14 protein-coding genes are annotated in these 13,168 nt (G+C 71.8%); 1 reads left to right on the plus strand and 13 read right to left on the minus strand.

The window, feature by feature from the left end; translation table 11 throughout:
- Positions 1–34: 34 nt before the first annotated feature.
- The 5 genes from der to aroH form a co-directional block, all read right to left on the minus strand.
- Positions 35–1,495 carry a ribosome biogenesis GTPase Der gene (gene der / locus ACFT9I_RS33035; protein WP_382570476.1) on the minus strand — a complete coding sequence of 487 codons (1,461 nt, stop codon included), beginning with the start codon at positions 1,493–1,495 and terminating at the stop codon, positions 35–37.
- A gap of 51 nt (positions 1,496–1,546) precedes the next feature.
- The gene (locus ACFT9I_RS33040) at positions 1,547–2,197 is read right to left on the minus strand and encodes a lysophospholipid acyltransferase family protein (RefSeq protein ID WP_382570551.1); all 651 of its coding nucleotides are present in this window, start codon (positions 2,195–2,197) and stop codon (positions 1,547–1,549) included.
- An 83-nt stretch (positions 2,198–2,280) separates the two neighbouring features.
- The gene (cmk, locus tag ACFT9I_RS33045) at positions 2,281–3,006 is read right to left on the minus strand and encodes a (d)CMP kinase (RefSeq protein WP_382570479.1); all 726 of its coding nucleotides are present in this window, start codon (positions 3,004–3,006) and stop codon (positions 2,281–2,283) included.
- 239 nt (positions 3,007–3,245) lie between these two features.
- A complete protein-coding gene (locus tag ACFT9I_RS33050) occupies positions 3,246–4,331 on the minus strand; it encodes a prephenate dehydrogenase (RefSeq protein WP_382570482.1) in 1,086 nt (361 codons plus the stop codon).
- Complete coding sequence (aroH, locus tag ACFT9I_RS33055) at positions 4,328–4,690, minus strand: chorismate mutase (protein ID WP_382570484.1); 363 nt, start codon at positions 4,688–4,690, stop codon at positions 4,328–4,330. The genes ACFT9I_RS33050 and aroH overlap by 4 nt, the downstream gene beginning before the upstream one ends.
- A gap of 135 nt (positions 4,691–4,825) precedes the next feature.
- Between aroH and ACFT9I_RS33060 the strand changes: the two genes are divergently transcribed.
- Positions 4,826–5,593, plus strand: a complete 768-nt coding sequence (locus ACFT9I_RS33060) for a DNA polymerase beta superfamily protein (RefSeq protein ID WP_382570486.1) — start codon at positions 4,826–4,828, stop codon at positions 5,591–5,593.
- Here the strand turns inward: ACFT9I_RS33060 and ACFT9I_RS33065 are convergent.
- The 8 genes from ACFT9I_RS33065 to ACFT9I_RS33100 all read right to left on the minus strand — a co-directional run bounded on the left by ACFT9I_RS33065 (position 5,525) and on the right by ACFT9I_RS33100 (position 13,160).
- Positions 5,525–6,445 carry a DNA polymerase beta superfamily protein gene (locus ACFT9I_RS33065; RefSeq protein WP_382570489.1) on the minus strand — a complete coding sequence of 307 codons (921 nt, stop codon included), beginning with the start codon at positions 6,443–6,445 and terminating at the stop codon, positions 5,525–5,527. The genes ACFT9I_RS33060 and ACFT9I_RS33065 overlap by 69 nt on opposite strands.
- A gap of 3 nt (positions 6,446–6,448) precedes the next feature.
- Positions 6,449–7,495: an ADP-ribosylglycohydrolase family protein gene (locus tag ACFT9I_RS33070; protein WP_382570492.1), complete on the minus strand. Its 1,047-nt coding sequence runs from the start codon at positions 7,493–7,495 to the stop codon at positions 6,449–6,451.
- Positions 7,492–8,247, minus strand: coding sequence for an NUDIX domain-containing protein (locus ACFT9I_RS33075; protein WP_382570494.1), 756 nt, complete (start codon positions 8,245–8,247; stop codon positions 7,492–7,494). The genes ACFT9I_RS33070 and ACFT9I_RS33075 overlap by 4 nt, the downstream gene beginning before the upstream one ends.
- Complete coding sequence (locus ACFT9I_RS33080; protein ID WP_382570497.1) at positions 8,244–9,326, minus strand: AAA family ATPase; 1,083 nt, start codon at positions 9,324–9,326, stop codon at positions 8,244–8,246. The genes ACFT9I_RS33075 and ACFT9I_RS33080 overlap by 4 nt, the downstream gene beginning before the upstream one ends.
- Positions 9,323–9,976, minus strand: a complete 654-nt coding sequence (gene pnuC / locus ACFT9I_RS33085) for a nicotinamide riboside transporter PnuC (protein WP_382570499.1) — start codon at positions 9,974–9,976, stop codon at positions 9,323–9,325. The genes ACFT9I_RS33080 and pnuC overlap by 4 nt, the downstream gene beginning before the upstream one ends.
- Positions 9,977–10,132: 156 nt before the next feature.
- Positions 10,133–11,353 (minus strand): pseudouridine synthase, encoded by a 1,221-nt coding sequence (locus ACFT9I_RS33090; protein WP_382570501.1) that lies wholly within the window; start codon positions 11,351–11,353, stop codon positions 10,133–10,135.
- On the minus strand, positions 11,353–11,988 hold the full coding sequence (gene scpB, locus ACFT9I_RS33095; RefSeq protein ID WP_382570504.1) for an SMC-Scp complex subunit ScpB: 636 nt from the start codon (positions 11,986–11,988) through the stop codon (positions 11,353–11,355). Before scpB ends, ACFT9I_RS33090 begins: the two co-directional genes overlap by 1 nt.
- Positions 11,985–13,160 (minus strand): segregation and condensation protein A, encoded by a 1,176-nt coding sequence (locus ACFT9I_RS33100; protein ID WP_382570507.1) that lies wholly within the window; start codon positions 13,158–13,160, stop codon positions 11,985–11,987. The genes scpB and ACFT9I_RS33100 overlap by 4 nt, the downstream gene beginning before the upstream one ends.
- Between the last annotated feature and the right edge of the window lie 8 nt (positions 13,161–13,168).

Consider the following 13,168-nt stretch of genomic DNA (forward strand, 5'->3'; position numbering starts at 1 on the left):
GCCCACCGGCTTCTTCACGACAGGTCGGAGACCGTCACTTCTTGCGGCCGCGCTTCTCCCGCACCCGCACCGAGATATGGATCGGCGTGCCGTCGAAGCCGAACTCCTCGCGGAGCCTGCGCTCCACGAAGCGCCGGTAGCCCGCCTCGATGAAGCCGGACGCGAAGAGCACGAAGCGCGGCGGCCGGGTGCCCGCCTGCGTACCGAACAGGATGCGCGGCTGCTTGCCGCCGCGGATCGGGTGCGGGTGGCCGGCGACCAGCTCGCCGAGGAAGGCGTTGAGCCTGCCGGTCGGCACGCGCGTCTCCCAGCCCGCGAGCGCCGTCTCGATCGCCGGGACCAGGCGCTCCATGTGGCGTCCGGTGCGCGCCGACACGTTGACGCGGGGCGCCCACGCGATCTGCGCCAGCTCGGTCTCGATCTCGCGCTCCAGGTAGTAGCGGCGCTCCTCGTCGAGGGTGTCCCACTTGTTGAAGGCGACGACGAGGGCGCGGCCCGCCTCGACGGCCATCGTGATGATGCGCTGGTCCTGGACGCTGATGGACTCGCTGGTGTCGATCAGGACGACGGCGACCTCGGCCTTCTCCACGGCGGCGGCCGTACGGAGCGAGGCGTAGTAGTCGGCGCCCTCCTGGAGGTGGACGCGGCGCCGGATGCCCGCCGTGTCGACGAACTTCCAGACCGTGCCGCCGAGTTCGATCAGTTCGTCGACCGGGTCACGGGTGGTGCCCGCGATCTCGTTGACGACGACGCGCTCCTCTCCCGCGACCTTGTTCAGCAGCGAGGACTTGCCGACGTTCGGGCGGCCGATCAGCGCGATCCGGCGCGGGCCGCCGATGGTGGTGCCGAACGTCTGCTCGGGGGCCTCGGGCAGCGCCTCCAGGACGGCATCGAGCATGTCGCCCGTACCCCGGCCGTGCAGCGAGGACACCGGGTGCGGCTGGCCGAGACCCAGCGACCACAGCGCCGTCGCGTCGGCCTCGCCGCTCTGGCCGTCGACCTTGTTGGCGCAGAGCACGACGGGCTTGCCCGCCTTGCGCAGCAGCCTGACGACGGCCTCGTCGGTGTCGGTGGCGCCGACCGTGGAGTCCACGACGAAGACCACCGCGTCGGCGGTCTGGATCGCGTACTCGGCCTGGGCGGCGACGGACGCGTCGAGTCCGAGGACGTCCTGCTCCCAGCCGCCGGTGTCGACGAGCTTGAAGCGGCGCCCGGCCCACTCGGCCTCGTAGGTGACGCGGTCGCGGGTGACGCCGGGCTTGTCCTGGACGACCGCCTCACGGCGGCCGATGATGCGGTTCACCAGGGTCGACTTGCCGACGTTGGGCCGGCCGACGACGGCGAGGACGGGCAGCGGGCCGTGACCGGCCTCGCCGATCGCGCCCTCGATCTCCTCGGGGTCGAATCCCTCGTTGGCGGCGAGCTCCATGAACTCCGAGTACTCGGCGTCGCCAAGCTCTCCGTGCTCGTCGCCGGAGTCAATGTGGTCGTTCATGAAGTCCGTACCTCGTTCATCGTGATCGGTGCGCCGCGACTGCGCGGTGCACTACTCAAGTCCTGCCCGGCGCCCGGTGAGGCGTCTGGCGTTGTCCAGATGGGCGGTCAGCCGCTTCTGGATCCGCAGCGTGGCGTCGTCCATCGCCTGCCGCGTGCGCCGGCCGCTCCCGCCCGCCCGTCGCCCACCACCACCCTTGGCCGAGCTTCGCACCTCTTCTTCTTGCGCGTCGAAGGCGTCCCCGAAGACGACGTCGATACGGCTGCGCAGCGGTGGCAGCGCGCCTATCAGCCGCCCGCGCCGCTCCGTGCTCCCCAGCACCGCGACCGGGACGATCGGCGCCCCCGTGCGTACGGCGAAGTACGCGAGCCCGGACCGCAGGGAGGCGAAGTCGCCCTCTCCCCTGCTGCCCTCGGGGAAGATCCCCAGGACCCCGCCGCCCTGGAGCACCCCGAGCGCGTCGGTGACGGCCGCGCGGTCGGTGGTCGTACGGTCCACCTTCAGCTGTCCGATGGACAGCAGGAACGGGTCGAGCGGACCGATGAAAGCTTCTTTCTTGATCAGGAAGTGCACGGGCCTGGGCGCGGTGCCCATGAGCATCGGCCCGTCGATGTTGTGCGAGTGGTTGACGGCCAGGATCACCGGGCCGGCCGCGGGGACCCGCCAGGCGCCGAGCACCCGCGGCTTCCACAGGCCGTACATCAGTCCGATGCCGATCCCGCGGCCGACCGCCGCGCCCTTCGGGGAGGGTGAGCGGGTCGGTGCGCCCTTCCGGGAGGGTCCGGTCACCGGGCCGCCCGCTTCTCCTCGACAAGGGTGACGACGCACTCGATGACCTGCTGGAGCGTGAGGTCGGTGGTGTCCACCTCGACGGCGTCGGCCGCCTTGGCCAGCGGGGACGTCTTACGGCCGGAGTCGATCGCGTCCCGCCTGATCAGGGCTTCCTTGGTGGCGGCGAGGTCCGTGGACTCCTTGCCCTTGAGTTCGCCGCTGCGGCGGGCGGCGCGCGCCTCGGGCGAGGCGGTGAGGAAGACCTTCAGGTCGGCGTCGGGCAGCACGGTCGTGCCGATGTCACGGCCTTCGACGACGATGCCGGTCGCGGCGCCGGCGGCGATGGAGCGCTGCAGCTCGGTGATGACGGCCCGTACCTCGGGGACGGCGCTGACCGCGCTGACCTTGGCCGTGACGTCCTGCGTGCGGATGGGGCCCGAGGCGTCCACGCCGTCGACGGTGATCGTCGGGTTCGAGGCGTCGGTGCCGGACACGATGACCGGCTTGTCGGCCGCCATGGCGACGGCCGAGGGGTCCTGGACGTCGATACCGTTGCTGATCATCCACCAGGTGATCGCCCGGTACTGCGCGCCCGTGTCCAGGTAGCTCAGTCCGAGCTGGGTGGCCACGGACCGGGACGTGCTCGACTTGCCGGTGCCCGCGGGCCCGTCGATGGCGACGATCACGGCGGCCGGGGCGGTCCTGGCGTCGGTTGCAGCGGTTTCCACGGGGGCGGACACCTTCCTGGTTCACGGGGCGCGGAGTCGTACGCGAAGTGGTTCGCGGGACAGTCGCGACAGTCTCGGGACGTTCGAGGGGGCCGGTTCAAGACGCCCAGACGTCAGCACGCCCCCGCACTAAGGTTACCGAGTACTGGGGCCGTCCCTTACACCCCCGCGAAAGCCCGCCCGCGCACCGCCGCGCGAGCCGCCGCGGTCACCCCGCCGTCACCACGCGTCACCACGCCGTCACCGCGCCGTCACCGCCGGATCGACCAGCCGCGCTCGCGCAGCGCCGCGCTCAGGACGGGGGCCGACGCGGGCTCGACCATCAGCTGCACCAGACCCGCCTCCTGCCCGGTCGCGTGCTCGATCCGGACGTCCTCGATGTTGACCCCGGCGCTCTCGGCGTCCGCGAAGATACGGGCCAGCTCGCCCGGCCGGTCGCTGATCAGGACGGCGACCGTCTCGTACGACGCCGGGGCCGCGCCGTGCTTGCCCGGTACCCGCACGCGGCCCGCGTTGCCGCGCCGCAGGACGTCCTCGATGCCCTCGGTGCCGCCGCGCCGCTTGGCCTCGTCGGCGGACTGGAGCGCCCGCAGCGCCTCGACGGTCTCGTCCAGGTCGGCGGCCACGCCCGCGAGGACGTCGGCGACCGGCCCCGGGTTCGCGGTGAGGATCTCGACCCACATACGGGGGTCGGAGGCGGCGATACGGGTGACGTCGCGGATGCCCTGGCCACAGAGCCGTACGGCCGCCTCGTCGGCGTCCTCCAGGCGTGCGGCGACCATCGAGGAGATCAGCTGCGGGGTGTGGGAGACGAGGGCGACGGCCCGGTCGTGGGCGTCGGCGTCCATGACCACCGGCACCGCGCGGCAGAGCGCGACCAGTTCGAGGGCGAGGTTCAGCACCTCGGTGTCGGTGCCGGGCATGGGCGTCAGCACCCAGGGGCGGCCCTCGAAGAGGTCGGCGGTCGCGGCGAGCGGGCCCGAGCTCTCCTTGCCGGCCATCGGATGCGTACCGATGTACGCGCCCAGGTCGAGGCCCAGCGCCTCCAGCTCGCGCCGGGGGCCGCCCTTGACGCTGGCGACGTCCAGGTAGCCGCGCGCGCTGCCCGCGCGCATCGCGGCGGCGAGCGTGGTGGCGGTGTGCGCGGGCGGTACGGCGATGATCGCGAGGTCGACCGGGCCGGCCGGCGGCTCCTCGGTGCCGGCGCCGAGCGCCGCCGCCGTCCGCGCCCTGGCCGGATCGTGGTCCACGAGGTGGACGGCGACGCCGCGCCCCGCGAGGGTCAGGGCGGCGGAGGTGCCGATCAGGCCGGTACCGATGACGAGGGCGGTTCTCACTGGGCGATGTCCTTGCGGAGGGCTGCCGCGGCGCCGAGGTAGACGTGCGCGATCTCGGAGCGGGGGAGGTCGGACTCGATATGGGCGAGGATACGGACCACGCGCGGCATGGCGCCCTTGATGTCCAGCTCCTGCGCGCAGATCAGCGGTACGTCCACGATGCCGATCCCGCGGGCCGCGGCGGCCGGGAAGTCGCTGTGCAGGTCGGGGGTGGCCGTGAACCAGATACTGATCAGGTCGTCCGCTCCCAGGCTGTTGCGCTCCAGGATGGCGGAGAGCAGCAGAGCGACCTGTTCGTCCATGTGTCCCGGCTCGTCCCGCTCCAGCTGGACGGCCCCTCGGACAGCTCGTACCGGCACGTCGTGCTCCTCGTCCCGCTCAGTGATCGTGTGCTCCGTCCAGGTTAGACAGATGGGCGGCGGTACGGACGGGGCGACCGTTGCGCGAGACGCCGGGCGGGTGGTGCGTACGGCGCTCCCGTAATCTGCGTGCCCATGAGACCTGTGGACCTCGTACGTGACCACACCGTCTACGCGTGCGTCATGGGCTCCCGCGCCTTCGGTCTGGCCACCGAGGGCAGTGACACCGACCGCCGGGGCGTGTTCCTGGCGCCGACGCCGCTCTACTGGGGCTTCGAGAAGCCCCCGACCCATGTCGACGGGCCGGCCGACGAGCAGTTCTCCTGGGAGCTGGAGCGGTTCTGTCTGCTGGCGCTGCGCAGCAATCCCAACGTGCTCGAATGTCTGCACTCGCCGCTGGTCGAGTCCGTGGACGACACGGGCCGTGAACTCCTCGCCCTGCGCGACGCGTTCCTCTCCCGGCAGGCCCACGAGACCTTCGTCCGTTACGCGATCGGCCAGCGCAAGAAGCTGGAGGCGGACGTCCGGCAGCACGGCGCGCCCCGCTGGAAGCACGCCATGCATCTGCTGCGGCTGCTGGGCTGCTGCCGTGACCTGCTGCGTACGGGGCGGCTGGTCATCGACGCCGGTGAGCAGCGCGAGCCGCTGCTGGAGGTCAAGCGCGGCGAGGTCCCGTGGGCCGAGGTGGAGCGGCGGATGAACCGTCTCGGCGAGGAGGCGGACGCCGCGCTCGCCGGCACCGCGCTGCCGGCCGAGCCCGACCGTGCGCGCGTCGAGGACTTCGTGATCCGCGCGCGGCGGGCGTCGGCGCTGCGGGCGCCGGCTCCCCGGGCGTCAGCTCTCCAGGCGGGTGCGGACGACGAGGTCGTGGAGCGCCTCGTACCCGGCCGGGGAGTCGGGTAGCCGGGTCTCGGCCCTGGCCTCGGCCAGGACCTCGTGGAGCGCGTCGACGTCGCTCTGCAGCCGGGTCGGGGCGAGGCCCGTCGCCGCGCCGTGTTCGGCCTCCGCCTTCGCCTCGATCAGCTCGGGCAGATAGTCCGGCGCGCTCACCTCGGCGAGCAGCGTGGGCAGATGGGCCTGCACCTCGCCGCTGCGCATCAGATGGACGCCGGTGAGCAGCGCCCTGAACGTGTAGAGCAGCGGCTTGAGTTCGCCGGTCTTCTCGAAGAGACGCCACTGGGTGGCGGCGAATCCCCGGTAGTGGTGGGCGTGGTGGCCGGTGAGCACGCCGGGGGCGAGCGAGAGCAGTTCCCGGTGCGCGTCCGTCGAGTGCACTATCAGCGGTGAGTGCAGCTGTTCCAGTACGTAGCCGTTGCGCCGCATCATCATGCGGACGAACTTGCGCAGGTCATGGCTGACCAGGTCCATCTCCACGCCGTCCTGGTCCCACATCCGCGACCGGGTCTCGTCCGGCTCGTGCAGTCCGATGAGTTCGGCCACCGGCAGCAGGTGGGCACCACGCAGGTCGACGTCCGAGTCGGTGGAGGGGAATCCGTAGAGGTGGGCGCCGGAGACGGTGGCGAACAGCAGCGGATCCGACTCCGCGGCGAGGACCGGACCGAGGTCGGTGATGGGCAGTCCGGCGCGCTCCAGACGCGCGGCCCGCTCCTGGCGCCGGGCGTGCTCGGCCGAATGCTCGTCGGAACGCTCGGCCGAATGCTCGGCGATGGAGGGGTCCGGGAAGTGGTCCGGGGAGTCGTCCGGGGAGTCGTCCGGGGCGCCGTCGTCCGCCATGTGTTCGTCATCCGTAGGCATGGATCAAGCGTCCCAGAGTGCCCCGAGTTCCAGCAGCTCCTCGCGGTACTCGATCCGGTCCGCCCACTCCTTCGGCCAGGCACCGGCCCCGAGGTGCGCCCCCGCGAACGCGCCCGTCAGACAGGCGATCGAGTCCGAGTCGCCCTTGGTGCAGGCGGCCCGGCGCAGTGCCGTGACCGGCTCCTCGGGGAAGAGCAGGAAGCAGAGCAGTCCGGTGGCGAACGCCTCCTCGGCGATCCAGCCGTCGCCGGTCGCCAGGCAGGGGTCGGTCTCGGGTGACGGTGTGCGCAGGGCCTGTTGGAGCCGTTCGAGCACGGCCAGGCACTCGTCCCAGCCCCGCTCGATGAAATGCTCGGGGGTCGGGTCCTGGCTGTGGGTCCACAGGTCGCCGAGCCAACTGTGGTGGTAGCGGGACCGGTTCTCGTACGCGTAACTGCGCAGCAGCCCGACCAGGCCCAGCGGTTCGGTCCCCCGCGCCAGCAGGTACACCGCGTGCGCGGTGAGGTCGGAGGCGGCCAGGGCGGTCGGGTGGCCGTGGGTGAGGCCGGACTGCAACTGCGCGGCGCCCGAGCGCTGTTCGGCGCTCAGACCGGGGGCGAGCCCGATGGGTGCGACCCGCATGTTGGCGCCGCAGCCCTTGGAGTCGATCCGGCTCGCCTGCTGCCAGGGGCGGTCGCTGTCGAGGAGCTGACAGGCCGTCATGCAGGTGTTGCCGGGGGCCCGGTTGTTCTGCGGGTCGTGGAACCAGTCGACGAACTCCTCGCGCACCGGCCGGGTGAGGCGCAGCGGTCCGAGCGGGCCCCGGCCCATGGCGGTGCGCAAGCCCCGGCCGAGCGCGAGTGTCATCTGGGTGTCGTCGCTGACGATCGCGGGCTTCAGCAGCGGCAGCTCCCGCCAGGGACCGAACTTGGCGAGGATCGACGGCACGTCGTTGAACTCGGTGGGGAAGCCGAGGGCGTCGCCGAGCGCGAGCCCGGTCATGGCGCCGGTGGCGGCTCTCTTGGGGGCGGTGCCCGAGGAGGTGCCCGAAAAAGTGTCCGAGGAGGTCATGAGGTGGTCCGTCCTTCCGGTCGAAGCAGCGGCGGGTGGAGTGCGGTGGCGGTGCCCGCGCGGTAGAGGGCGGCCGGTTTGCCCCGGCCGCCGGTGCGGCGCGGCGGGCCTTCCACCGGTTCGACGAAGCCGGGTGAAGTGAGCACCTTGCGGCGGAAGTTGGGCCGGTCCAGTTCGACGCCCCAGACCGTCTCGTACACCTGCTGAAGCTCACCGAGGGTGAATCGGGGCGGGCAGAACGCCGTGGCGAGGCAGGTGTATTCGAGCTTGGCGCCGATCCGGCGCCGGCCGTCGGCCAGGATCAGCCCGTGGTCGAAGGCGAGTTGTCCGAGTTCGCCGTCGTCGTAGCGGGTCCAGCGGGCCTGCGTGGCGTCGCCGCCGCCACGTGGCTCGGGAAGGTCGGGCACGAGCGCGGTGTACGCGACGGAGACGACGCGCATCCGGGGGTCGCGGTCCGGGTCGCTGTACGTACGCAGTTGCTCGGGGCGCAGTCCGGCGACGGTGTCGGGCGACAGGCCGGTCTCCTCGGCGAGTTCACGGCGCGCCGCCTGCCCGGCGGACTCCCGGGGCCGTACGAAGCCGCCGGGCAGCGCCCAGTGGCCCAGGTACGGCTCCTCGCCGCGTTCGACGAGCAGGACGTGCAGGCTGCTCTCGCGGACCGTGAAGACGGCGAGGTCGACGGTGACGGCGAACGGCACGAAGTCGGCGGGGTCGTAGTTCTCGGGCAGACGGGGCTGCCGGGCAGGGCTCATCGGTTCTCCGGCAGGGGTGCGGCGAAGTACCAGCCCTGGTCCAGCAGGGCGTCCACGGCGGCGACCGCGTCGGCGAGTCTCTTCTCGCGCGGTCCTTCGAGCGCCACGAACGTCCGCCCCGTGCGCGTCAGTTCGGCCCTGAACCGGTCGGTCATCCAGGGCCGCAGCTCCTCGCCGTCGCGCAGCCCGTCGTCCTCGAAGGCGACGCCCTCGTGGCCGGTGAGCAGCCACAGCTGGTGCGCAACCCGGTCGGCGACCTCCTCGACGAGCGGGTTGCGGCCACCGACGTACCGCTCGTGCCAGACGGTGGTGGCGAAGGAGTCGGTGTCGCAGAAGAGGACGGGTGAGCCGGTGCGGGCGGCCTCCTCCTCCGACGCGTTCTGCCGCTCGGCGATCAACGGGAAGTCCTCGGTGGCGAGTTCGACGTCCTCCCACTGCGCGCCGGGCCATCGCTGGCGCAGGGCGGCGAGCTTGCGCTCGCTGAACTCCCGTCCGTACTCGGGGACGTAGCGCGTACGGGCCCACACACCGCCGCGCGCCCGGTAGTGCTCGGCGAGCGCCAGCGCGAGGGTCGTGGTGCCCGTGGACTCGGCGCCCAGCACCACGACGCGGCGGGTGAGCGCGGCCCTGACGGGCGGGGCGAGGAAGTCCCAGCAGCCGACGGGGTCCTTGCGGACGGCCGTGCCCGACACCGGGTGGAGCGTGCGGTCCGGGTCCACGGTGACGGACTCGGCGCCGAATCGGCGGGCGAGTTCGGCACCGTACGACTCCGAGGTGAAGACGGCGTCCACGGGCTCGGGGACGGCGGCGCGGAAGACCGCCATGTGCGCGTCCCAGATGGCGGGGTCACGCAGATCCATCCGGGTGTCGTCGACGGCGCCGACGACCCGGACGTCCGGGTGGACCTCGCGCATCCAGGCGACGCGGTCCTCCAGCGGCACCGACTCCACGGAGGCGGCGCAGACGAGGACCGTGAGCCGCTCGCAGCGGTCCTGGGCGGTCCGTACGAGATGGTGGTGACCCGTGTGCGGAGGGTAGAACTTGCCGAGGACCAGGCCGTGTTCGTACGTCGCGCTCATGCCGTGACCGCCGGCGAATCGGCCGGGCGCCGGTCGAGGTCGCGCGACCAGTTACGCAGTCCGATGACGCACAGGGTCATGAAGCCGACGTAGAGGATCGACGTCAGATAGAGGTCCTTGTGCGCGTAGAGCGGGATGTAGACGATGTCGGCCGCGATCCACAGCCACCACGACTCCAGTCGCTTCCGGCACTGCCCGTACGTCGCCATCAGCGACAGCGCGGTGGTGACGGCGTCCCAGAACGGCACCGTCGACGAGGTCTGGTGGTCGAGGAGCAGCGTCAGCCCGAGAGTTCCCACCGCCCCCGCCGCGAGCAGCCAGCCCCACTCGGTGCGCGTGGTGCGCCGCACCGGGAGGTACGAGGTCCCTGGTCCACCCCCGTGGGTCCAGGTCCACCAGCCGTACACGGCGAGGGCGATGAAGACGACCTGCAGCCCGGCGTCGGCGTACAGGCCGGCCTGGGTGAACAGCAGGATGAAGAACAGGTTGTTGGCGATGCCGATCGGCCAGTTGGCGAGGTGCTGGCGGGCGACGAGCCAGACGCAGAGCGCGCCGCTGCCGAAGCCCAGCACCTCGGTCCAGCTCACCGGGGTGTCGAGGACGGTCACCAGCGGCTGCTGCAAAGGGTCGAGGAAATCCGCGAGACTCACGCCCGCCTCCTTAATGGTCAGGTTGACTATAAAGGTGAACCGGCCCGTGCCACAAGCAGAAAAGCCCGCGGCCTGGGGCCACGGGCTTTCTTCACTCGACGCGGTTCTTGCGGTGCGGTTCTTGCCGAACAGGTCGAACGGGCCGAACAGGTCGGCCTACAGACCGACTTCCTTCATCAGCATGCCGACCTCCGTGTTGGTGAGGCGGCGCAGCCAGCCGGACTTCTGGTCACCCAGCGGGATCGGGCCGAACGACGTCCGGACCAGACGCTCGACGGGGAAGCCCGCCTCGGAGAGCATGCGGCGCACGATGTGCTTGCGGCCCTCGTGGAGGGTCACCTCGACCAGGTAGTTCTTCCCGGTGTTCTCCACGACGCGGAAGTGGTCGGCGCGGGCGTAGCCGTCCTCCAACTGGATCCCGTCCTTGAGGCGCTTGCCCAGATCGCGCGGCAACGGGCCCTGGATGGCGGCGAGATACGTCTTCTTCACGCCGTACCTGGGGTGCGTGAGGCGGTGGGCCAGCTCACCGTGGTTGGTGAGCAGGATGATGCCCTCGGTCTCGGTGTCCAGCCGGCCCACGTGGAACAGCCGGGTCTCGCGGTTGGTGACGTAGTCGCCGAGGTTCTGCCTGCCGTCCGGGTCGCCCATCGTGGAGACGACACCGGCGGGCTTGTTCAGCGCGAAGAAGAGATGCGACTGGGTGGCGACGGTCAGACCGTCGACCTTGATCTCGTCCCGGTGCGGGTCGACGCGCATGCCCTGCTCGACGACGATCTCGCCGTTGACCTCGACACGGGACTGCTCGATCAGCTCCTCGCAGGCCCGGCGTGAACCCATGCCGGCCCGCGCGAGGATCTTCTGCAGCCGCTCGCCCTCCTGCTCGGCGCCCGGGTTGGTCCTGGGGGTCCTGATCTCCGGCTTGTCCGCGTACCGGTCGCGGTTGCGCTGCTCGATCTTGGCGTCCAGCTCGCGCGGGCGGGCGGGCTTGCCCGCCATCCGGCGCTTGGCCGCGATGCTCGGGGCCTTGGGGCCGCCCTTGGCGCCGCCGCGTGCGGAGGCGCCACGGCTGCCGCCGCCGGCCGAACCGCCCGAACCGCCGGAGCCGCCCTGGCCGCCACCCTGACCGGCGCCGGGACCACCGGAGCGGCCGACGTCGTAACGGCGCTCCTCGGGACGAGGCTTGCTCTCACGCTTCGGCTGCTTGTCGTCCCGCGCACCGGCGCCGCCGCCGCTCCCCCGGCTCCCGGCGCTTCCCCCGTTGCCGCCGCGTCCCCCGCCGGCCCGCGACTGGGGCTTGCCGCCCGCGGCTCCCCGGCCGCCGCCACCGCCGCTCCGGTTGCCGCTGCCGCTTCCGCTGTTCCTGCCGTTGCTTCGCATCAAATGTCCGTCTTGTCGTCTGCGTGAGTGTCCGGGGCGTACGGTGCGTCCGGATCGAACGACGGAACGCCTTCCAGGCTGTCGGCCTCGATCGCGTCCGCCTCCGGAAGGAAGGGCGCGAGTTCCGGAAGCTCGTCCAGACCGCGCAGGCCCATCCGCTCCAGGAAATAGTTCGTCGTCCTGTACAGGATCGCACCTGTTTCGGGTTCCGCTCCCGCCTCCTCGACCAGACCGCGCTGGAGGAGGGTCCGCATGACCCCGTCACAGTTCACTCCGCGTACGGCCGAGACCCGCGACCGGCTGACCGGCTGGCGGTACGCCACGACCGCCAGGGTCTCCAGCGCGGCCTGCGTGAGCCGGGCCTGCTGGCCGTCGAGCACGAAGCCCTCTACGGCCTCCGCGTACTCGGGCCGCGAGTAGAAACGCCAGCCGCCCGCGACGAGCCGCAGCTCGAATCCGCGCCGCTGGACGGTGTACTCGTCGGCCAGCGCGCGCAGCGCGTCGGCGACCGCCCGGCGCGGCCGGTCCAGGACCTTGGCCAGGTGTTCCTCGGTCGCGGGCTCGTCGACGACCATGAGGACCGCCTCCAGAGCGGGCCCCAGATCGAGGTCGGCGACCGTCCGTTGCTCACTCACGCCTTCTCCTCGCTCGCGTCCGTCGTTTCCTTCGATTCCTTCGTTTCCTTCGGGTCCTTGACGTCCACGGGGTCGGGCGGGCGGTCGAACTCGTCCGTCACCCGCGGCGCCTCGTCGTCGTCCCCGCCCGTCCAGCGCACCATGAGCGGCCCCAGGGCCTCGTCCTGGTCCAGGGCGACGGCCTTCTCCCGGTACAGCTCCAGCAGCGCGAGGAAGCGCGCCACGACGGTGAGTGTGTCCGGGGCGCCCTCGGCGAGTGTCGCGAAACTCACCTCGCCGGCCGCCCGCAGCAGCGCCACGACGATCCCCGCCTGCTCCTGGACGGAGACGAGCGGCGCGTGGATGTGGTCGATGTACACCTGCGGCTTGGGCTTGGGCTGCATCGCCTTGACCGCGAGCCGCGCGAAGCCCTCGGGGCCGATGCTGATGACGACCTCGGGGAGCAGCGCGGCGTGGTGGGGTTCCAGGCCGACGGTACGGGGGTAGCGCCGCGACTCGGAGTCCAGCCGGGCGCTGAGGATCTCGGCGATCCGCTTGTACGCGCGGTACTGGAGCAGCCGGGCGAAGAGCAGGTCCCTGGCCTCCAGCAGCGCCAGGTCGCCCTCGTCCTCCACCTCGGCGGACGGCAACAGGCGCGCGGCCTTGAGATCGAGGAGCGTCGCTGCGACGACCAGGAACTCGGTGGTCTGGTCGAGGTCCCAGTCGGGGCCCATGGCGCGGATGTGCACCATGAACTCGTCGGTGACCTTGGAGAGCGCGACCTCGGTGACGTCCATCTTGTGCTTCGAGATCAACTGGAGGAGCAGATCGAACGGCCCCTCGAAGTTCGCGAGCCGGACGGTGAACCGCCCGTCGTCGGGCTCGGATTCGGGAGCGGTGTCCGCGTCGCGTACGGAGGCGGGCTCGGGTTCCGGCGCCAGCTCGGGCTCGGGTACGGGCGCTGCCGCGCGATCGGTTTCCGGCGCGGGCTCAGGCTCAGGCTTCGTCGGCTCGGGTACGACGGGCTCCGGCGGCTCCACGGGCACCACCACCGGCTCCACCGGCGGCACCACCACCGGCTCCACGGCCACGGGCTCCACGGCCACCGGCTCGACCGCCGCGCCGGCCGCCCCCGGCCCGCGCCCCAGCGCACGGCGGGACGAGCGGGCGGTGGAGTCGTCGGTCGGCGGCATGGCGGTCC

The sequence above is a fragment of the Streptomyces sp. NPDC057137 genome (assembly GCF_042670825.1).
Taxonomy (GTDB): Bacteria; Actinomycetota; Actinomycetes; order Streptomycetales; family Streptomycetaceae; genus Streptomyces.